Genomic DNA, 19,361 nt, shown 5'->3' on the forward strand with positions numbered 1-19,361 from the left:
GAAGGTGGCGCTGATCGCCTGATCGAACGCCGCGTTGCTGAAGGTGGCGCTGATCGCCTGATCGAACGCCGCGTCGCATAACTCTGCGGCTTCATCGCAATCACAATGAAAGCCCGGCCTGATCAGCCGGGCTTTTTCACGTCCGGCGCCATCCATTCCCCGACTGGCCACCCACCGCCCATTGCGCATACCATGCGGCCACAACTCCAAAACAGACCTCGACTGCCCATGCTCAAAGCCAGTCTGCGTAGCCACCTCACCCTTTGGTTTGCCGGTTTATCCCTGCTGACGCTGCTGAGCGTGGGCTTCTATGTCGGCCATATCGCCACGGAACAAATGAAGCAGGCCAGCGGCAATGCGTTGCTCAACACCGCGCGCTCGGCTGCATCGTTGTTGGGTGAACGACTGCGCGAACGCCAGTTGGAGGTGTATCTGCTCAGCCGTGCGCCGCATCTGGAGCGTGGTGATCTGGATAACCCGGCGATTCTGAAATCGATGCAACTGCGCACCCAGGCCCGCACCGAGTATGCGTGGATGGGCGTCACCGATGCCGAGGGCAAGGTGCATCAGGCGGTGAACGACTTGCTGGTCGGCCAATCGGTGCAGCAACGGCCCTGGTTCCAGGCCGGGTTGCGCGGCGAGTACACCGGCGATCCTCATGAGGCGGTATTGCTGGCGAAAATGCTGCCGGCCCTGCCGAACGGTGAACCGCTGCGCTTCATCGATTTCGCCGCACCGATCCGCAACGCAGACGGCCAGGTGATTGGTGTTCTTGGCGCCCACGCACACTGGAGCTGGGTGACGCGCATTGTTGAGTCGGCGGCGCTTTCGCATAAAAACTCAACGCCGGATATCGAAGCGTTGATCATCGATCACGATGGCAAAGTGCTCTACCCGGAAGCGCTGATGGGTCAGCAACTGGCAATTGACACCAAAAGGCAAGGCTGGACGGCGGGCAACGGATTCCTCACCAGCGTGGTCACCGTACCGACGCCATCGAGTACGGTGCTGTCATGGTCGATTGCCGTGCGCCAGCCATTGGAAACCGCACTGCAACCGGCGCGCCTGCTGATGTACAAATTGCTGATCCTGGGTGTGGTCGCGGCGGTGCTGTTCGGCTTGGTGGCTTACTACCTGGCGCTGTACCTGAGCCGACCGATCGAACAGCTCGCGCGCTCGGCGCGGCAAGTGCAAAACCAACAGCCCGGTGCGCAATTCCCGCTGCAGCACCCGGTGCTGGAAATTGCCCAGCTCGGCCAGTCCATTGATGCCATGACGCAATCGCTGCTCGGCAAAGAGCGCGAGCTGCAAGAGGCCAATGCCTCGCTGGAAGCAACCGTCGCGCAACGCACCGCTGCGCTGACGCAGGCCAATGCCGAATTGCTCAGCCTGGCGACCCACGACAGTTTGACCGGCGTTTACAACCGTCGCCGTTTCGACGAGAAACTCACCGAATACACACTGCTGTTCCGCCGCACCGGACGTCCGTTCTCCCTGCTGCTGATCGATGCCGATCACTTCAAGCGCATCAATGATTCCCACGGCCACGCAGTGGGTGATGATGTGCTGCAACAATTGGCGCAGTTGATTCAGAGCAGTTTGCGCACCACGGACTTCGTCGCCCGTTACGGCGGCGAAGAGTTCGCTGTGCTGTTGCCGGAAATCGCCAAACCCGACACTCCGGAAGTCGTCGCCGAGAAGATCCGCGTGGCGGTCGCCGAAGCTCACTTCCCGGTGATCGGGCAAGTGACGGTCAGCATCGGCATCGGCCTGGCGGACCCGGCCGATAACAACCACAACGCACTGATCAAACGCGCCGATCAGCAGTTGTATCAGGCCAAGGCGGCAGGTCGTAATCAGGTGGCGTGATCAGCCCTTCTTCACTTCGCAAATCCCGTTGGCCCGGTTCTTCCCGGTGTACGACACCGCAGGCGAACCGTCGGGATTGATGCTCAGGGAAATGGTCACGCCCGCGCCTTTGGCTTCGAAGTAGTTCTCATTGAATTTCTTTAACTGGCCTTCATTGCCATTGATGTAGATCGGCCCGCCTTCATCGGCGTGCACTTCGATCTTGCCCGGGCACGTCGCGTTGAGCATAGAGATGCCGGCATGGGCGATTGCGCTGACAAGCAACAGCGGGGCTGCCAGTAGCAGAGATTTCATGGTGAGCTCCTTGAGTGCAACGGTGTGCCGGACGATAGGGAAATACCGCACAAGTACCCTATCGACCCGTGACCGACCGCAGCGTTCCGCGAACACGATCGCCTTGTGCCGATTACTGTTTCAAGTGATCGACCAGCTTGTTGACCACCAGATCGGACACATGGCTGAACGCTTTGCGCAACGCCTCGGGATCCGTGGCGTACTGCTCCGGTGTATAGGCGATGGTGTTGGCATCGTTGGATACAGAGATCGTGTCGAAATTACGCCATACCGCTGAGCCGTTGCGCTTGATTTGCGCCGTGGCACCGATGACGGGATACAACACGGTGCTGAAGTTCTTCAGGCAGAGGCCCCATTGCGAGACCAGAATTTCGACCTCGGCATCGGCTCGCTCACCCTCGCCCACCACGGTAAACAGATGTTCCTGCTGTACGCGTTTTTCGAAGCTTTGCCGGATCAACTGGCTCAGGTCGATGCCATTGGCCTTCATGTTGTTGCGAATCGCCAGAGTGATATCGCCGGTGGCCACGTCCGCCGCTTTCGTCCCTGCCACAGAGCCCGCCCCCGTTAACGCACCGGCGCCAGAAGTCGAAGCACCTGAGGCCATACCTGCCGCTGCGCCGGCTCCAGCACCCAGGCCGGCGCCCCAGGCCTGCGTCATGCTGGTGTATTGAAAGTTATCGACGGCAACAAACACCGGCAGCACTTTCACGGTTTTGATCTGCTGGCGGTCTTCAACGCTGAGATCTTTGGTCACGCAACCCGTCAGCAAAACGAGGGCAGCAACAGCGACGAGTAGCTTTTTCATGTCATTTTTCAATCAGGGACTTGGGTGTCCGGCATATCGCCCGAACATCGCAATACTTGAGTCGCGAAGAAGACGTAGTGGTGACGGTCATGACCCTGGCGGCGGAATCAATCGAGCGTGATGGAGGGGGTTGCCACAGAGAGCATCAACCGACATCGCTGCACCTCAAAAACACGCACGCCCTGTAGGAGCTGCCGTTATTGCGTGAAGGTCTGGAGGTACGCCAGCAAATTGTCGAGTTTTTCTTCGTCGCTCAAGCCCCAGAAAATCATCCGCGTACCCGGCACCACGCCTTTCGGGTCCTTCAGATAGGCGATCAGCGTTTCGCGATCCCAGGTCACTCCCGAGTTCTTCATCGCCTCTGAATACACGTAATTCGCCGACGTACCGGCGGGCCGACCGATGATGCCATTGAGTTGCGGACCGAATCCGGGGCGGGCCGATTCGCCGACCTGATGGCAGCCGCCGCACAGACGCGGAAAAATTTTTGCGCCGGCTTCGGGGTCGCCTGCGGCGAGGGTGAACGTACTGGACAGGCCAGTGGCGAGCATCAGGGCGAGTGACAGTGCAGCGGTGTTTTTCATCGAGGGTTCCGGATCGGTCTGCATCGGGCGACGCAAGGGTAGCATTTTGTTTTTACAGGTAAGCGCCAATGATCTTTCTGACTTTGCTCAACGCCTGACGCAACACGTCCATCTCTACCGAGCCCAACGCCAGGCGAATCGCATGCGGCACATGACCCGCCACCGAAAACGGTTCAGCCGTGGTGACGGAAATCTGCTCGTGCATCAGCTCGACGACAATCTGATCGGCGCGCACGTCTTCCGGCAGCGGTAGCCACAGGAAATACGACGCCGGATGGCCAATGCTTGGCAGTCCTTTCAACACTTCGGTGGCCAGTGCCTGCCGCACCTTGGCGTCGTTGCGCTTCTGTTCCTCAAGCACCGTCACCGTGCCGTCGTCGAGCCAGCCACAGGCGATGGCAGTCATGACGCCTGGGGTGTTCCAGGTCGTGGCGCGGATGATGCGTTCCAGTGCTGGCACCACGTCGGTCGGGGCGGCGATGAAACCGACACGCAGGCCTGTGGCGATGTTTTTCGACAGGCCCGAGACGTAAACCGTGCGCTCCGGCGCCAGATCGATCAGCGTACGCGGTGGGTTTTCAACCAAAAAGGCGTAGGCCGCGTCTTCGATTATTGTCAGATCATATCGCCGTGCAATCGCCACCAACTGCTCGCGCTGCGCCAGCGGCATCACCCAACCCAACGGGTTGTGCAACGTCGGCATGCTGTACACGGCGCGCACCGAGCGGCTGCGACAGAGTTTGTCCAGCGCGGCGAGATCCGGCCCTTGATCACCGAGCGCAATGGCTACGACTTCCAGATGCAGCGCTCCGGCCAGCACCTTGAACCCGGAATAGGTCAGCGCGTCGGCGGCGATCACATCGCCGGGTTTGAGCAGCGCCATCAGCGTGACGGCCAGGCCTTGCTGGGCACCGTTGACGATCAGCACTTGCTCGGCCTCGACCCTCACCCCGCGCGTCAGCAGGTGCCGCGCGACCGATGCACGCTCGTGGCCGCGCCCGGCGTGCGGTTGATAACGCAGCAACGCCTCCAGATCGCCGGACAACGCCAATTGGCGCAGCGCTGTGCGCAACAAATCCGCCTGACCGGGCAACGACGGATAATTGAAATTGAGGTCGATCATGCCGACCGCCACGTCTTTCTGATCGATGCCCTGCCCCGGCGACAACGACGTTTCGCGGACAAACGTGCCGCGCCCGGTCTCGCCGCTGATCAGGCCCATGGCCTCCAGCTCCGCGTACACCCGCGAAGCCGTGACCAGCGCCAACCCTTCCTGAGCCGCCAGTTGCCGATGGGTCGGCAACCGTGTACCTGGCGGCAACATCCCCGAGCGAATGTCCGCCGCGTAGGCGTCAACCAGTGTCTTGTAGCGCGAACGTGGCATGCCGGATGTATCCATGACAATTCTTTGATTGTGCTGATTCTCGGTTCTAGCATGACCGCAATGCAACCCACTTCCGAGCGTGAACGGTGATGGAAAGGACTTCGAATCTGACGACCCCGTCACTGGAAAAAACCAGTGGCTGGATCAACGGTTTTATCGGCGTGGTGATCTTCAGCGGTTCGCTGCCGGCCACGCGTATGGCGGTGCTGGAGTTCGATCCGGTGTTTCTCACGGTGGTTCGCGCCGCCATCGCCTGGGTGTTGGCGGTGGCGCTGTTGTGGCTGTTTCGCGAGCGGCGCCCGGCGCGCAATCAGTGGTTGTCGCTGTTGATTGTCGCGCTGGGCGTGGTGCTTGGCTTTCCACTGTTGACCGCACTGGCGTTGCAACACGTGACGTCGGCGCATTCGATTGTGTTTGTCGGCTTGCTGCCACTGGCCACAGCGATTTTTGCTGTGCTGCGCGGCGGTGAGCGGCCGCGACCGGTGTTCTGGATTTTCTCGATGCTCGGCAGCGCGCTGGTGGTCGGCTTCGCGCTGGCACAAGGTCTGACCGCCTCGCCCACTGGCGATCTGCTGATGCTCGCGGCGATTCTGGCCTGTGGTCTCGGTTATGCCGAAGGCGCGAAGTTGTCGCGCACTCTCGGCGGCTGGCAGGTGATTTGCTGGGCGCTGGTGCTTTCGCTGCCACTCATGACGGTGTTGAGTGTGTGGCTGGCGCCCGCCTCGTTCAGCACGGTCAGTCTGTCGGCGTGGCTATGCCTGGGCTATGTGTCGCTGTTCAGCATGCTGATCGGTTTTGTGTTCTGGTATCGCGGTCTGGCTCAGGGTGGGATTGCCGCGGTCGGTCAGCTGCAATTACTGCAGCCGTTTTTCGGTCTGGCGCTGGCGGCGACGCTGCTGCATGAACAGGTCAGCCTCGGCATGCTCGCCGTGACGTTTGGCGTGATCCTGTGTGTCGCCGGGGCGAAGAAATTCGCCAAATGATCCTCAGGCACCCGCCTTCCACTCGCGTGGGCTGAGCCCGGTCTTGCGCCGAAACGCCCGGGCCAGCGCCGAAGGACTTTCGTAACCGACCTCTTCGGCAATCAGCGCAATCGGTCTGCCTTCGCGCAGGCGTTTCTGCGCCAGACTGACGCGCCAGCTCAGCAGGTAATCGGCCGGCGTTTGCCCGACAACCCGGCGAAACTGCTCGGCAAACCCGGCGCGGGACAGGTTGGCGACAGCGGCCAGATCCGCCACGCTCCAAGGTTTTTGCGGTTGCTCGTGCATCAGGTTCAAGGCACGGGACAGGCGTGGATCGGCCAGACCGGCGATCATCCCCGGTTGTTGCTCCCGACTGCTGATCAAGTGCCGCAGCAACAGAATCACCAGCAGTTCGAACAGGCGATCCATCACCGCCACCCGCCCGCAATGACCTTCGAACGCTTCGTTGAACAGCCACTCCACGGTGTTGCCCAGTTCCGGGATGTCCGTCAGTTTCAGCACCAGATAATCCGGCAGCGCCGCCGCCAGGGCATTGCCGGAGCCGCCATCAAACGTCAGCGTGGCGCAGACCAATCGGGTGTCCATGGCTTCATCGGCAAACATGCGATGGGTAAAGGGTCGGGGGAAGAAGATCAGCGACGGTTCGCTCAGGTGAATCTCACGCTCGTTGCCCGGTTTGAGCAGCAATTCACCGGCCTGCAAAAGATGCACATGCCCCACCGGCTCGTTGTCATGAACGCTGACGCCGCAAAACGCGCCGCTGTGGAACGTACCGGCATTCACGCCGAAATGGCTGAGCAACGTTGAAAGGCGATCCATGGACGACTCCGAGGGCATATCTGGACGATCTGCCGCATATCCTCGACGATTTGCCGCCAATCCACCAGCCTCACTGCATAACATGACCTCCATCCCCGGCGCACTTCGCACCGGACTTTCGGAGAATTACCATGAGCCGCATCCACGCTATCAGCCTCGAAACCGCCGCCGACGCCAGCCGCCCTGTGCTGGAAGGCGTGAAGAAGAAAATCGGTTTCCTGCCCAACGTCTTCACCACCCTGGCCAAAGCACCGGTGGCCCTCGAAACCTACGTGCAAGCCTCGGCCATCCTCGGCAAGACCTCGCTGAACGCCCAGGAAAAAGAAGCCGTGTACCTCGCCACCTCACAGGTCAACGGTTGCGACTACTGCCTGGCGGCACACACCTTGTTTGCCGGCAAAGCCGGGCTCTCGGCGCAGGACATCGTCGCCGCACGCCAGGGCGAGCTCAACGCCTACGCAACCCTCGCCCGCCAATTGACTGAAAGCCGTGGCCACTTGAGTGATGAACAAATCGCCGCCGCCCGCGCTGCCGGCATCGACGACGTGAAGATCATCGAAGTGATCGCACTGGTGGCCGTGCAGAGCCTGACCAACTACCTGAACAACGCGGCGCTGACCGATATCGACTTCCCGGCCATCTGAAGTCTGGCCACACAACAACACCAGTGGGAGCGAATCTGCAAGCGCTAGCGGCGTGTCATTCAAAGCATCTTTGACCGACCCGACGCCATCGCGAGCAGGCTCACTCCTACATTGGGACTGAGTACATCCGATAGAAAATTGGTCGGCTGCCAGGCCGCCTTCGCGAGCAAGCTCGCTCCCACAGAAAAAAAAGCACTTCCCACCTCGCACCGCATCGCTTCTAACCACTCAACAGGATGAGCGTTAGCTCGGCTGCAGCTCTTGATCTTGATCCACGGGCGACGTCGGAAGGCTGAGTGGAGGGATTTATCCGGGGGTGGGAGCGCAGCGACCGTTTGGCGCAGCCAAACACATCGAGAGGAGGTGCAGCGAAGCAAACCGTAGGCGATGCGCCCGGATGGAGCCCGGAGCGAAGGAACCCCGAGCCCCAGCGAGCGGGCCGCACGTAGGAGCAAGCGTTTTTTTGCTTACTTTTTTTAGGCGTTTGTAAAAAAAGTGAGTCGCCGTAAGGGCGAAACCCTAAGTGGCCGTGACCGCAGCAACGGATATATACCCGGTCAGCCAGACAATCAGTGATGCACCTCACCCGCCCGCTTCAACAATTTCTTGCACCGCTCAGACAAATGAAACACCTGCAAATGCTTACCCGCCTTGGCATAGCGCTCGCGCAGAGTCCTCAAAGCCGCAATCGCCGAATAATCAACAAAACTCAAATGCCGACAATCCAAAGTCACCCGGGCCGGATCATTAGCCGGATCAAACTGATTGAGAAACGGCGTAGTCGAAGCAAAAAACAACGTGCCATGCAAACGATAAAGCTTGCTGCCGTCAGCCTCCAGATGCTCATCGGCATACAACTCACGCGCCTGCTGCCAGGCAAAGTTGAGCGCAGCGATGATGATGCCGCACAACACCGCGGTGGCCAGATCAGTGAACACAGTGATGGTAGTCACAGCAATGATCACCAGCACATCATTGAGCGGCACTTTGTTCACCACCCGCAACGACGCCCAGGCAAAAGTCTGCTGCGACACCACAAACATCACACCCACCAGCGCCGCCAGCGGAATACGCTCGATCAGCGGCGACAGAAACAGAATGAACAACAGAATCAGCACCCCAGCGACCACGCCAGACAAGCGCCCGCGCCCACCGGAGCTGAGATTGATCACGGTCTGGCCGATCATCGCGCAACCGCCCATGCCACCGAATGCGCCCGAGACCATATTGGCCGCACCGAGCGCCACGCACTCGCGATCCGGATAGCCACGGGTTTCGGTGATTTCGTCGGTCAGGTTCAACGTCAGCAGGGTTTCCAGCAGACCGACCAGCGCCATCAGAATCGCGTAAGGCGCGATGATGCGCAGGGTTTCAAGATTCCACGGGATGTCCGGCAAAGCGAACGTCGGCAAGCCGCCGGCAATGTGCGCCATGTCGCCGAGGGTGCGGGTCGGCAGGCCGAACAGATAGACCAGCAGACCGACGCCGAGGATCGCCACCAGTGCCGGCGGCACCGCTTTCGTCAGACGCGGCAGGATATAGACGATGGCCATGGTCAGCGCCACCAGCCCGGCCATCAGGTACAACGGCGTACCGCTGAGCCAGTCCTCACCGTTCTTGAAATGTTCCAGTTGCGCCAGCGCAATGATGATCGCCAGGCCGTTGACGAAGCCGAGCATCACCGGGTGCGGCACCATGCGCACCAGTTTGCCCAGGCGCAGCAAGCCGAACGCCATCATGATCAAACCGCCAAGCAACACCGTCGCCAGCAAATACTGCACACCGTGTTGCACCACCAGCGCAACGATGACCACGGCCATCGAACCGGCCGCGCCGGAGACCATGCCCGGCCGGCCGCCGAACAACGCCGTCAGCGTGCAAATGATGAACGCGCCGTACAGGCCCATCAGCGGATTGAGGTGCGCCACCAGTGCGAACGCAATGCATTCGGGCAACAGGGCAAACGAGGTGGTGAGTCCGGCCAGGACATCGGCGCGCAGACGAATCGGTTTCATGGCTTACCTATCGAGCAGCCACCGAGCGCGGCTGCAGGTGTTCGGGAAAAAGAGGGTTGCGGATGTTACGGAATTGTCGCGGATCGGGCCAGTGAACGCTGACACTTGTCGGCCCGACCTTTATGCTGGCCCGCTTCTCTGGTCATTGAGTTCGACATGTCTGCATTTCTGAGCGCCCGCGAGGTGTGTCAGCGTCTGCGTGAAGCGGCGCTGGGTGTGCTCGCTTTCAACATCTGCGATGTGCCCACCGCAGCCGGACTGGTTGCGGTCGATATCGAGGGCTGGCGCCTGCTGCTGGATGTTGAAGGTGGGCGGTTACACCACTGTGAATTTGCCCGCAGCGACGATGGGCAAGAAGGTGCGCTGGAGAGCTGGCAGCGTTACGGCACCGATCCGGTGAGTTTGCTCAGTACCTGGGAATTGGCGCAGATCGAGCTAATGCTGATGGCGGCCGTTCAGCCCTGACGCAAGTCGAGCAAATAGGTGTAGTAACCCGTATCGCGGACATAACCCAATGATTCATACAGCCCCTGCGCAGTGAAGTTGTCGGTTGCGGTTTCCAGTACCAGCCCTTTGGCACCGGTCGCCAAGGCAAAGTCGCGTGCAGTGTTCATCAACAATCGGCCAACCCCACGCCCACGGGCGGCGGGCGTGGTGAACAGGTCGCTGAGCAGCCAGGTGCGGTGGGCATCGATGGACGAGAACGTCGGATACAACTGCACGAACCCCAGCGCCTCGCCCTTTTCATCCTGAACCAGAGAAATCGCGGATTCATCGCTGGCCATGCGCGCGGCGATGAAGGTTCGTGATTGCTCAAGGTTCGACGGCTGCTGGTAAAAGACTCGGTAAGCGTCGAACAACTGCGCCACCGCATCCAGGTGTGTCGCGTCGGCCCGCAGTGTCTGAAGGGTCATGTGCCTGCTCCGTTTCCAGTCAATGATCGAACCAGCATAGCGTCGCCCTTCGAGTGTGCTGGCTTCATCGTTATATAGTTTTGTATATTGCGAAACCGAAATCGCCAGAATCTTTCCATGCCGTCCAGCCAACCTGTATTGCCATGAGTGCCATCCGCGTACGCAACGAGCAGTTGATCCTCGCCGCTGCCAGCGAGGAATTCGCCGCCAACGGCTTCAACGCCACCCAGACCCGCGATATCGCGGCGCGTGCCGGGGTGCCCAAAGCCAATCTGTATTACTACTTCCAGAGCAAGGAAAACCTCTACAGCAAAGTGCTGCTGGGGTTTGTCGAGCCGCTGCTGGAAGCCTCGGCGGTGCTGCGTGAAAGTGATGATCCGCTGACGGGACTGCGCGCCTACGTGGCCGCACGCATTCGCATCGCCCGCGAACATCCGGCGATTGCCAAGGTGTTCAGTGGCGAATTGTTATTGGGCGGTCGCCAGTTGCCGGATGAGTGCCGCGATCTGTTGCAGGCCGAAGCGCGGCGCAACGTTGAATGTCTGCGCAGCTGGATCGAGCGCGGTTTGCTCGCGCCGGTGGATCCGGAGCATTTGATGCTGTTCATCTGGTCGGCAACGCGCACGTACACCAATATCGGCTGGCAGATGGGCCGGATCATGGGGCGCGAAGTGCCGCAGGATGAGGATTATCAAACGGCGGCACAGACGATCACGCGCATGGTGCTGGAGGGCGTGGTCGTAGCGCCGCGGGTGGGCGAGATTCGTGGGGTGTTGTTTGCGACGTGATGGCGCAATGCTGCGCAGATCAGGGCATGAAGTCTACGGGGAGTTCCAGATGATCTTTCATGCGCTCGTTCCAGTCGTGCAAAGCGCCGGGTAGACGTTTTTTCCATTTCGCAACATCGGTGTAATAGCGCAGGCGCGAGTGTCCGGCGTTGTCGTAGGTAACCAACAAGACCCAGAAATGGCCATCGGCTGACCGCATCACGATGCCGGTGCCACCCAGGCCGCGCATCCACATCTCCCAGACCTGACTACCCGGTACATCAGCGGAAGATTCAGCGGTCATCAACGAGCCGGACTTTTCCACCAGCGTCTGATAATCAGTCTTGAGCAACGTGTGCAGTGCCTGGTTTTCTCCCGGTGTTTGCGCCAGGCCCAGGCTGAGCATGTCGTAATCCAGCGTCAGCGGTTGCTGCGAAGCGACAAAACGACCGGTGTAGTAGACGCCCAACCCGGCACTGCAATATCCGCCTGCACCCACGAGAGAAATATCCAGCACACCATTGATGGGGGTGAACAACAGGGTGCACTGGTCTTCCGAGTAAACGGCTTTACCGTCCTTGAGTGTGGCAACGCCATCCAGATCACCGGAGTTGGCGCCCTCAGCCGCCGTGATGTCGATGCTGATGTGCGTGGGGTCGCGGCGCTGGGTTATGACTGTCGCCGAGGTTGAGGTCCCTGGCGGAATGAGCTGCCAGGTCGCGTCCCAACTGAAGGGCTGGGTGGCGTGTTCAAGTTCGGTCAGGCGCATTAAATACTGCCGACGCAAACAGGCTGTCTGATCGCCACAGGCGTTGCGGTTTTTCAGCCACCGCCGCTGGTCTGCCTTGAGGGCTTTGGCATCGGGGACATCAGCCGATGTCGAGTGCCAGAGCTTGCCCAGCTTCTCATCGAGTTGCGAGATCTGCGGGTCGCCACAAATGGCTTTTTCAGTTTTGCTGGCAGCGCTGGCGCAATCGAAACTGCTGGCGTGGGTGATAGAGGCAAACGCAAGGCACATCAGCGCCAAGGCATGACGCCGGGAGATAGCGAACATCGAGAGATTCCATTCTTCGGACGGCGCGCAGTATGCCAGTGCTGCCAGCGGAAATCCCTGATGTACATAGCAATCAGGATTTCGCAATCACTGTAGGAGTGAGCCTGCTCGCGATAGCGTTCGGTCAGACGATGTTGCATCAAATGCCACACCGCTATCGCGAGCAGGCTCACTCCTACAGGTTTTGTGTGGATAGTCAGAACGTAATGTCGGCTGCGGGTTTGACGTCGATACGCGCCACCGAGCCAGTCAAATGCGCCAGATCCTTGTTGTGCTCGGCGATGATGTCTTCGGCGCTCATATTGCCGTTGTCGACGGTGGAATGCGCGTCGGCGGCAAGCACTACGTCATAACCCAGCTCATGGGCCCGGCGTACGGTCGCATTGACACAGTAATCGGTTTGCAGACCGCAAATAACCAGTCTTTCGAAGTCTTCACTTGGCAAAAATTTACCCAGGTCAGTCTGGTAAAACGAGTCCCGGGTGGTCTTGCGTACGCGCAGGTCCTTAGGCGATGTCTCAAGCCCTTCGGCCAGTTGCCAGCCTTCGGCACCATGGGCCAACGGGCTGTCCTTTTCTTCATGCTGGATCAGCACCACGGGCACGCCAGCCTTGCGTGCGCGAGCACTGAGACCGTTGATGGTGTCGAGCACGCGCTGAATGTCGTAGCACTGATATTCGCCCGAGCAGAGGGCGCGCTGGACGTCGATGATCAGTAATGCGGTGGTCATGATGAGCCTTCCTTGATCAGTCCTTGAGACAGGGGCGGACCTGAGCCCGCCCCCTTTTTACGCTCCTCAGTAACCCAGTGACAAGCCCGTGTTGCGGCGTGGATCGTTGGCGCCGTAGAAACGGTTTTTGCCGACCGGCTTACCGCCCAGCGAAGGTGCACCCACCAGAATCGCGGCGATGTGGTTGGCGTCCTGCGGGCCGGCAAACTTGTGACCCCAGCTCTCGAGGAGCTTCTTCGTGTCGGGGCTGGCGGCGAAGTCTTCGAGGTTGGTTTCCTCCGGCATCCACTGCTGGTGGAAACGTGGCGCATCGACCGCTTCCTGCAGGCCCATACCGTAGTCGATGACGTTGAGCATGGTCAGCAAAGTCGCCGTGATAATACGGCTGCCGCCCGGTGTACCGACCACCATCACCACTTTGCCATCCTTGGTGACAATGGTCGGGCTCATCGACGACAGCGGTGCCTTGCCCGGAGCAATCGCATTGGCTTCGCCCTGCACCAAGCCGTACATGTTCGGCACGCCGACCTTGGAGGTGAAGTCGTCCATTTCATCGTTGAGGATCACCCCGGTCTTGCTCGCCATCACGCCCGCGCCGAACCAGTCATTGAGGGTGTAAGTGACCGACACCGCATTGCCCCACTTGTCGACGATCGAGTAGTGAGTGGTGTTGCTGCCCTCATGGGGGGCTACGCCGGGTTTGAGTTCGGCCGACACGCCGGCCTTTTGCGGCTGGATGGCGTCGCGCAGTTTGGTCGCGTAGTTCTTGTCCAGCAGATGCTCGATCGGGTTTTTGACGAAATCCGGATCGCCCAGGTAGCTGTTGCGATCAACATAGGCGTGGCGCATGGCTTCGATCTGATAGTGCATGCCTTGGGCCGAATGGAAGCCCAGATCCTTCATCGGATAGCCTTCGAGGATGTTCATGATCTGGCAGATCACTACCCCGCCAGAGCTTGGCGGTGGCGCCGAGACCACGTGATAACCACGGTAGTCGCATTCCACCGGAGCCAGTTCGCGGGTCTTGTATTTATCGAGGTCAGCCTGGGTGATGATGCCTTTGTTGGCCTGGCTGGAGGTGACGATGGCGTCGGCAACCCAGCCTTTATAGAAGCCGTCGGCGCCTTTTTCGGAAATGGTCCGCAGGGTTTTGCCGAGATCCTTCTGCACCAGTTTCTGCCCGACCTGCATCGGCTCGCCGTTATGCAGGAAGATCGAACCGGAGTCGCGCATGTCCTTCTTGAACACGTCGGTGGCGTACTCCAGCAACTCGACGTCACCCTGCTCCAGCGCAAAACCGTCTTCCGCCAGTTTGATCGCCGGCGCAATCATTTCCTTGCGCGGTTTGGTCCCGTATTTGCTCAGCGCCAGCTCCATGCCGGACACGGTGCCCGGCACGCCCACCGCCAGGTGGCCACGGGTACTCAAGTCGGGAATGACGTTGCCTTCCTTGTCGAGGTACATGTTGGCAGTGGCCGCCAGTGGTGCTTTCTCACGAAAATCGAGGAAGGTCTTGCGCCCGTCTGCCAGTTGAATGGTCATGAAGCCGCCTCCGCCCAGGTTGCCTGCTGCGGGATAGACCACCGCCAGCGCGTAACCCACGGCGACCGCCGCATCGACGGCATTACCGCCACTTTTCAATACGTCGACGCCAACATGGGTGGCCAGATGTTGCGCGGTGACCACCATGCCGTTTTCTGCGGCAACCGGTGCCACCGACGCCGCGTGAGCCATGAGACAGCTGAGTGCCAGTGAGGTCGCTATCAGCGATTTGGCCAAAGGTTCGTACTTCATGAGTCGATCTCTTTTTTGTTTTCAGGGTCTGTGCAGAACAGAGGGGGAAACGCTGCAAGAGCACCAAGCAGTATGGTCGGCTTTGCGTATTGCGCCTCCCCGATCAGGCAGTATGCTGGGCGCTGTTGCCACCCTGCTCCGGAGTCTGTCGTCATGTCTTATACGTTCATCACCCTGCCCTCGCCCGTCGGCGAGCTGAAGCTGGTCGCGAACGGCTCACGACTGGCGGCCATCCTCTGGGAAAACGATAAACCGAACCGCGTGCGCCTCGGGCCGATGAGCGAGGCACACGACAATCCGATCCTGATTCGAACGGCTCGACAACTTGAAGAATATTTTTCCGGGACGCGTGACTGTTTTGATCTGGAACTGGATTTCGCTGGCACCGATTTTCAGAAAAAGGTCTGGGCGGCGCTGCTGACCATTCCTTTTGGCCAGACGCGCACCTACAGCCAGATTGCCAGACAGATTGGCAATCCCAGCGCTGTACGGGCAGTGGGCGCAGCGAACGGACGCAACCCGATCTCCATTGTCGCGCCGTGTCATCGGGTGATCGGCGCGTCGGGGAAGCTGACCGGGTTTGCCGGTGGGCTTGCGGCGAAAGAGCACTTGCTGAGCCTGGAGGGTGGGCAGTGGTCGCAAATTGGCAAAACCGGCGAGCTGTTCTGAATCAAGCGCCGAACAGATTATTCATCGCCGCATACTGCAACAGCATGATGGTCTTGGCGTCGCAGATCTCACCGCGCTGAAACGCTGCCAACGCCTCGTCGAACCCCCACTCCAGCACTTCCAGCTCTTCGGTCTCTTCTTCCAGTCCACCACCCTCGCCAACCTTCGATGCCGAATCGTATTCGGCAATGAAAAAGTGCAGCTTCTCGGTCACTGACCCCGGACTCATGTAAGCCTCGAACACCTTCTTCACATCGTGCACGCGATAACCGGTTTCCTCCTCGGCTTCATCGCGGATACGCTGCTCCGGTGCCGCGCCTTCGAGCAACCCGGCCGCCACCTCGATCAGCAAACCATCATGACCATTGACGAACACCGGCAAGCGGAACTGCCGGGTCAGTACCACCGTGCGCTGTGCACGGTTGAACAGCAGAATCGCTGCGCCGTTACCACGGTCGTAGACCTCACGGGTCTGACGCTGCCACTCGCCATTGTTGCGGTGATAGTCGAAAGTGATTTTCTTCAGCAAATACCAGTCATGGGACAACACTTGAGTGTCGATGATATTGACCCGCTCGGCTGTGTTGGACATGACGCTTGATCCTTTTCATTGAAGGCCCCTGGGTAGGTAAAAGCCCTTTTTTGTGAACGAAAAAACGAAAACCTATACCGCCCCACAAACTATGTCGAAACATCCTACAGACATCACCTACTCGCCCGACTTCTTTCCTGATTGATCCCCCGCAAAGTCCCCGCACCTTTTTGACGTGCGCGAGAGACTGCGAATGCTTCCAACCGATCGGCTTCTGGCCCTGAACAACAGCATCGGCCTGCTCGTTGTTGCTGCTTTGAATCCCGATGAGCCGGACTTCGAACACCTGATCCGCGAATTCCGCCTGTGCCTGAACAACTACGACGCCTGGGCCGAGCAGTTCTGGACCGGGACGGCGCTGGATGTCGAGCAGGTCTTTACCGTCGGCAACGACGTGCGCCTTAGCGCGCCGATCAAGTCGCGCCAGCCGCTCAGTTCATCCGTGGCCATGTGCTCGGCCAGCGGGTCGCTGACGCTGGTACACATGTTCGAGGCCGCGAGGTTTGTGCCGATTGGCAACACCCCGGTAACCCTCGAACCGGTGCTTGCCGATGTCGGCGGCGTGCTGACTTTCGGTGAGCCGCTGCGTTACACCATCGGCCCCAGCGGCATTCTGCAAGTGACCGACTGCGATCGGGGCCAGCGTTATCGCATCACCTTCTTTCCCGATGTGTCCACCGACCATGTGCGTGCTCTATATGCCTCTTATGAAGGCGTCATTGCAGGCCTGGAAGGCTGGCTGCGCGCGGAGTGGGCAAGGTTTCAACCCCAGTGGACGGAGTTTTCCAGCGCCGGGTTTCTTGAACGTTACGGTCAGTTGCAACAGGCCGATTGGCGTGGATTCGAGCAAGCCCTGAATGGTGTTTGGGATGACATCCACCAGGTATTCGCCCTGCTCGCCGACTTGCAGGCCAACAGTGAAAAGCTGCTCGAGTACCTCAGCGACGCAGAACTTGAAGCGCTGCTGCAAGCCTCCAGCGACGCCATCGCCAATGGCTTGCTGATCCTCAGTGACGAGCCGCTGTTGTTCATTCATCTGGCCGCGTTTACCAGTTGGCTGAAGATGCTGCCGCCGCAGTATCTGGCTGAAATAGTGGCCGAGGTGCGCGTCGAATTGCTGATCAGCTTCCTGTTGATGGGCGTGTCGGGTGGCATGGGCGTGCCGCTGCGTTTGAGCAGCAAGGTGCTGGCGAAGATCAAGTCGCCGCGCGCGCGGGAGTGGCTGGCGGCCTCGGCGTTGCGCTTGGCCGAACTGACGTCCTCGGCGGATTTGACGCGGCATGCCAGCGTTTTGAAGCCGCTGATGCTCAATGTGCGTGACGTTGAGTTGAAACCGACACCGGCGATACCGCTGAACATTCGTCAGGCCGATTCGCTGGTGTTGACCGTGCCAAACCCGGCGCCTGTTGTGCGGGACAAGTCTGGCGGTTCGAGCCGGATCGAGCGGCATGAGCCGCACGACGATTCGCCGGATCAGGCGAAAAACCCCAACGGCGACAGCGCCGATTGCGTGCCGCGTACCTGCACCAACGGCTGCCCGGTGTCGATGGTCACCGGTGAAGAACTGCTGACTCTGAGCGATGCGGTGCTCGATGGCGTGTTGCCGTTTGAGTTCACCCGTTTGTATCGCTCCAGCGCCGCCGAAATCGATGTTGGGTTGGGGTTTGGCTGGAGTCATTCGCTGGCGCATCGGCTGGAGTTTGCCGGCGACGAGGTTGTCTGGGTCGATCACGAGAACCGCCGTACCCGTTTCCCGCTGCCGAGCGTTGAGCGGCCGGCGATTCACAACAGTTTGTCGCGGGCGGCGATTTTTCTCGGTGATGAACCGGAGGAGCTGATTCTCGCGCTGGCCGGGGACGCGGCGCGTTTTTATCACTTTCGCGCAGGACGGCTGACGGCGATCAGCGATGCCTATGGCAATCGTCTGACGGTGCAACGCGATCGCTCTGACCGGGTGCAGCGCCTGGACAATGGCGCCGGGCGCTCACTGCTGTTGCGCTATGAGCAGGCGCAGTTGCTGGGTGTTGATTATCAGGTGTTTCGCGAGGGTGCCTGGAGTACCGAACAGGCGCTGGTCAGCTACCGCTACGACGCCTACCGGCATCTGATCGAAGCGACCAACGCCGTCGGTGAAAGCGAGCGTTACGACTACGACGACGCTCACGTGATCCTGCAGCGGCAACTGGCCGGCGGCGCGAGCTTCTTCTGGGAGTGGGAGCGTTCGGGGAAAGCCGCTCGGTGTGTCAGGCACTGGGCATCGTTTTCGCAGATGGACACGCGTTACGTCTGGAACGATGACGGCAGTGTCGCGGTGCATTACGTCGATGGCACCGAAGAGACCTACGTTCACGACGAGCGTGCGCGGCTGGTGCGTCAAGTCTCGGCGGATGGTGGCGAGCAGCTAAAGGCCTATGACTCCTCGGGGCGTTTGATTGCCGAGCAGGATGCGTTAGGCGCCGTCACCGAATACCGCTACGACGAAGTCGGACGGCTGATCGCGCTGATTCCACCGGATGAGGCGCCCACGTCCTACGAGTATCGCAACGGTTTCCTGTACCGGCGTTCACGCGGCGAGGCGGTGTGGATCTACCGGCGCAATGCCGAGGGCGATGTCACCGAGGCGGTCGATCCCGACGGCCATGTCACCCATTACTACTACGACACCCGTGGGCAGTTGCTGTCGATCCGCTACCCGGACAGCAGCCGGCATCGGCTGGTCTGGAATAGCCTCGGCCAGTTGACCGAAGAGACCTTGCCCGACGGTGGCGTGCGGCGCTTTTCCTACGATGCACTGGGGCGGCGGACCACGACCGCAGACGAACACGGTGCGGTCACCCGTCAGCACTGGGATGCCGTTGGCCGACTGATTCAGACGACATTTCCTGGCGGCAGCACCCGCGCCTACAGCTACGGCGCCTACGGTCAGGTCACCGCCGAGCGCGATGAACAGGGGCACATCACCCGTTATGAGTATGACGACGATCTGCACCTGGTTTCGCGGCGGATCAACCCCGACGGCACGCGGGTGCAGTACCGCTATGACCATGCGCAACTGCTGCTCACCGAGATTGAAAACGAATCCGGGGAAAAGTATCGGCTGGATTACACCTCCACCGGGCTGATTCGTCAGGAAAGCGGTTTTGACGGCCGCCGCACCGCGTACGCCTATGACCTTAACGGCCATTTGCTGGAAAAGACCGAGTTCGGTGATGACGGCTCTTGTTTGCTCACCGCTTATGAGCGCGATGCTGCCGGGCGCCTGCTGGTCAAAACCCTGCCCGACGGGATCAAGGTCAGTTATCAGTACGACCGACTCGGCCGACTCGTGGGTGTCGACGACGGCCAGCAACATCCTTTGGCCTTCGAGTACGACCGTCAGGACCGGCTGATCACCGAGCATCAGGGCTGGGGCACCCTGCGTTACCGCTACGACGCCTGCGG

The 19,361-nt window shown here is 60.1% G+C and carries 18 protein-coding genes; 7 read left to right on the forward strand and 11 right to left on the reverse strand.

The genetic code is table 11. From position 1 onward, the window contains the following. Positions 1-228 precede the first annotated feature (228 nt). Positions 229-1,869 carry a sensor domain-containing diguanylate cyclase gene (locus BMY54_RS27445; RefSeq protein ID WP_093441156.1) on the forward strand — a complete coding sequence of 547 codons (1,641 nt, stop codon included), beginning with the start codon at positions 229-231 and terminating at the stop codon, positions 1,867-1,869. On the opposite strand, the gene BMY54_RS27450 is transcribed toward BMY54_RS27445, so the two are convergent. The 4 genes from BMY54_RS27450 to BMY54_RS27465 form a co-directional block, all read right to left on the reverse strand. Then, positions 1,870-2,163, reverse strand: coding sequence for a hypothetical protein (locus BMY54_RS27450; protein WP_093441161.1), 294 nt, complete (start codon positions 2,161-2,163; stop codon positions 1,870-1,872). It abuts the gene before it with no gap. Between the two features lie 112 nt (positions 2,164-2,275). Further along, positions 2,276-2,971 (reverse strand): hypothetical protein, encoded by a 696-nt coding sequence (locus BMY54_RS27455; RefSeq protein WP_093441166.1) that lies wholly within the window; start codon positions 2,969-2,971, stop codon positions 2,276-2,278. A 197-nt stretch (positions 2,972-3,168) separates the two neighbouring features. Continuing rightward, a complete protein-coding gene (locus tag BMY54_RS27460) occupies positions 3,169-3,555 on the reverse strand; it encodes a c-type cytochrome (RefSeq protein WP_093441176.1) in 387 nt (128 codons plus the stop codon). Between the two features lie 52 nt (positions 3,556-3,607). Further along, positions 3,608-4,939, reverse strand: a complete 1,332-nt coding sequence (locus BMY54_RS27465; protein WP_093441182.1) for an aminotransferase-like domain-containing protein — start codon at positions 4,937-4,939, stop codon at positions 3,608-3,610. Between the two features lie 89 nt (positions 4,940-5,028). Here BMY54_RS27465 and BMY54_RS27470 point away from each other — a divergent pair, with 89 nt between their 5' ends. Further along, the gene (locus BMY54_RS27470; protein WP_093441187.1) at positions 5,029-5,922 is read left to right on the forward strand and encodes a DMT family transporter; all 894 of its coding nucleotides are present in this window, start codon (positions 5,029-5,031) and stop codon (positions 5,920-5,922) included. A gap of 3 nt (positions 5,923-5,925) precedes the next feature. Here the strand turns inward: BMY54_RS27470 and BMY54_RS27475 are convergent, their stop codons facing one another. Next, positions 5,926-6,741 carry an AraC family transcriptional regulator gene (locus BMY54_RS27475; RefSeq protein WP_093441192.1) on the reverse strand — a complete coding sequence of 272 codons (816 nt, stop codon included), beginning with the start codon at positions 6,739-6,741 and terminating at the stop codon, positions 5,926-5,928. A gap of 131 nt (positions 6,742-6,872) precedes the next feature. Between BMY54_RS27475 and BMY54_RS27480 the strand changes: the two genes are divergently transcribed. Beyond that, positions 6,873-7,385 (forward strand): carboxymuconolactone decarboxylase family protein, encoded by a 513-nt coding sequence (locus BMY54_RS27480; RefSeq protein ID WP_093441201.1) that lies wholly within the window; start codon positions 6,873-6,875, stop codon positions 7,383-7,385. 569 nt (positions 7,386-7,954) lie between these two features. Here BMY54_RS27480 and BMY54_RS27485 read toward each other — a convergent pair. After that, positions 7,955-9,400 carry a SulP family inorganic anion transporter gene (locus BMY54_RS27485; protein WP_093441205.1) on the reverse strand — a complete coding sequence of 482 codons (1,446 nt, stop codon included), beginning with the start codon at positions 9,398-9,400 and terminating at the stop codon, positions 7,955-7,957. Positions 9,401-9,556: 156 nt separating this feature from the next. On the opposite strand from BMY54_RS27485, the gene BMY54_RS27490 reads away from it, so the two are divergent. Next, entirely contained in the window at positions 9,557-9,865 is a 309-nt protein-coding gene (locus tag BMY54_RS27490) for a DUF7693 family protein (RefSeq protein ID WP_093441210.1), read from the forward strand. Here the strand turns inward: BMY54_RS27490 and BMY54_RS27495 are convergent. After that, positions 9,856-10,314 (reverse strand): GNAT family N-acetyltransferase, encoded by a 459-nt coding sequence (locus tag BMY54_RS27495; protein ID WP_093441215.1) that lies wholly within the window; start codon positions 10,312-10,314, stop codon positions 9,856-9,858. The genes BMY54_RS27490 and BMY54_RS27495 overlap by 10 nt on opposite strands. A gap of 143 nt (positions 10,315-10,457) precedes the next feature. On the opposite strand from BMY54_RS27495, the gene BMY54_RS27500 reads away from it, so the two are divergent. Further along, complete coding sequence (locus BMY54_RS27500; protein ID WP_093441219.1) at positions 10,458-11,102, forward strand: TetR/AcrR family transcriptional regulator; 645 nt, start codon at positions 10,458-10,460, stop codon at positions 11,100-11,102. Between the two features lie 19 nt (positions 11,103-11,121). Here the strand turns inward: BMY54_RS27500 and BMY54_RS27505 are convergent, their stop codons facing one another. The 3 genes from BMY54_RS27505 to ggt form a co-directional block, all read right to left on the reverse strand. Further along, on the reverse strand, positions 11,122-12,135 hold the full coding sequence (locus BMY54_RS27505; protein ID WP_093441223.1) for a lysozyme inhibitor LprI family protein: 1,014 nt from the start codon (positions 12,133-12,135) through the stop codon (positions 11,122-11,124). Between the two features lie 196 nt (positions 12,136-12,331). Then, positions 12,332-12,865 (reverse strand): cysteine hydrolase family protein, encoded by a 534-nt coding sequence (locus BMY54_RS27510; RefSeq protein ID WP_093441227.1) that lies wholly within the window; start codon positions 12,863-12,865, stop codon positions 12,332-12,334. Positions 12,866-12,931: 66 nt separating this feature from the next. After that, entirely contained in the window at positions 12,932-14,659 is a 1,728-nt protein-coding gene (ggt, locus tag BMY54_RS27515) for a gamma-glutamyltransferase (RefSeq protein WP_093441230.1), read from the reverse strand. A 153-nt stretch (positions 14,660-14,812) separates the two neighbouring features. Between ggt and BMY54_RS27520 the strand changes: the two genes are divergently transcribed. Then, complete coding sequence (locus BMY54_RS27520; protein WP_093441234.1) at positions 14,813-15,328, forward strand: methylated-DNA--[protein]-cysteine S-methyltransferase; 516 nt, start codon at positions 14,813-14,815, stop codon at positions 15,326-15,328. 1 nt (position 15,329) lies between these two features. Here BMY54_RS27520 and BMY54_RS27525 read toward each other — a convergent pair whose 3' ends face one another. Continuing rightward, positions 15,330-15,920: an NUDIX domain-containing protein gene (locus BMY54_RS27525; protein ID WP_093441239.1), complete on the reverse strand. Its 591-nt coding sequence runs from the start codon at positions 15,918-15,920 to the stop codon at positions 15,330-15,332. A 193-nt stretch (positions 15,921-16,113) separates the two neighbouring features. On the opposite strand from BMY54_RS27525, the gene BMY54_RS27530 reads away from it, so the two are divergent. Further along, the coding region (locus BMY54_RS27530) for a DUF6531 domain-containing protein (protein WP_093441243.1) at positions 16,114-19,361 on the forward strand (3,248 nt) is incomplete at its 3' end.

Origin of the sequence: Pseudomonas sp. ok266, assembly GCF_900110195.1 — a bacterium.
Classification (GTDB): domain Bacteria; phylum Pseudomonadota; class Gammaproteobacteria; order Pseudomonadales; family Pseudomonadaceae; genus Aquipseudomonas; species Aquipseudomonas neuropathica.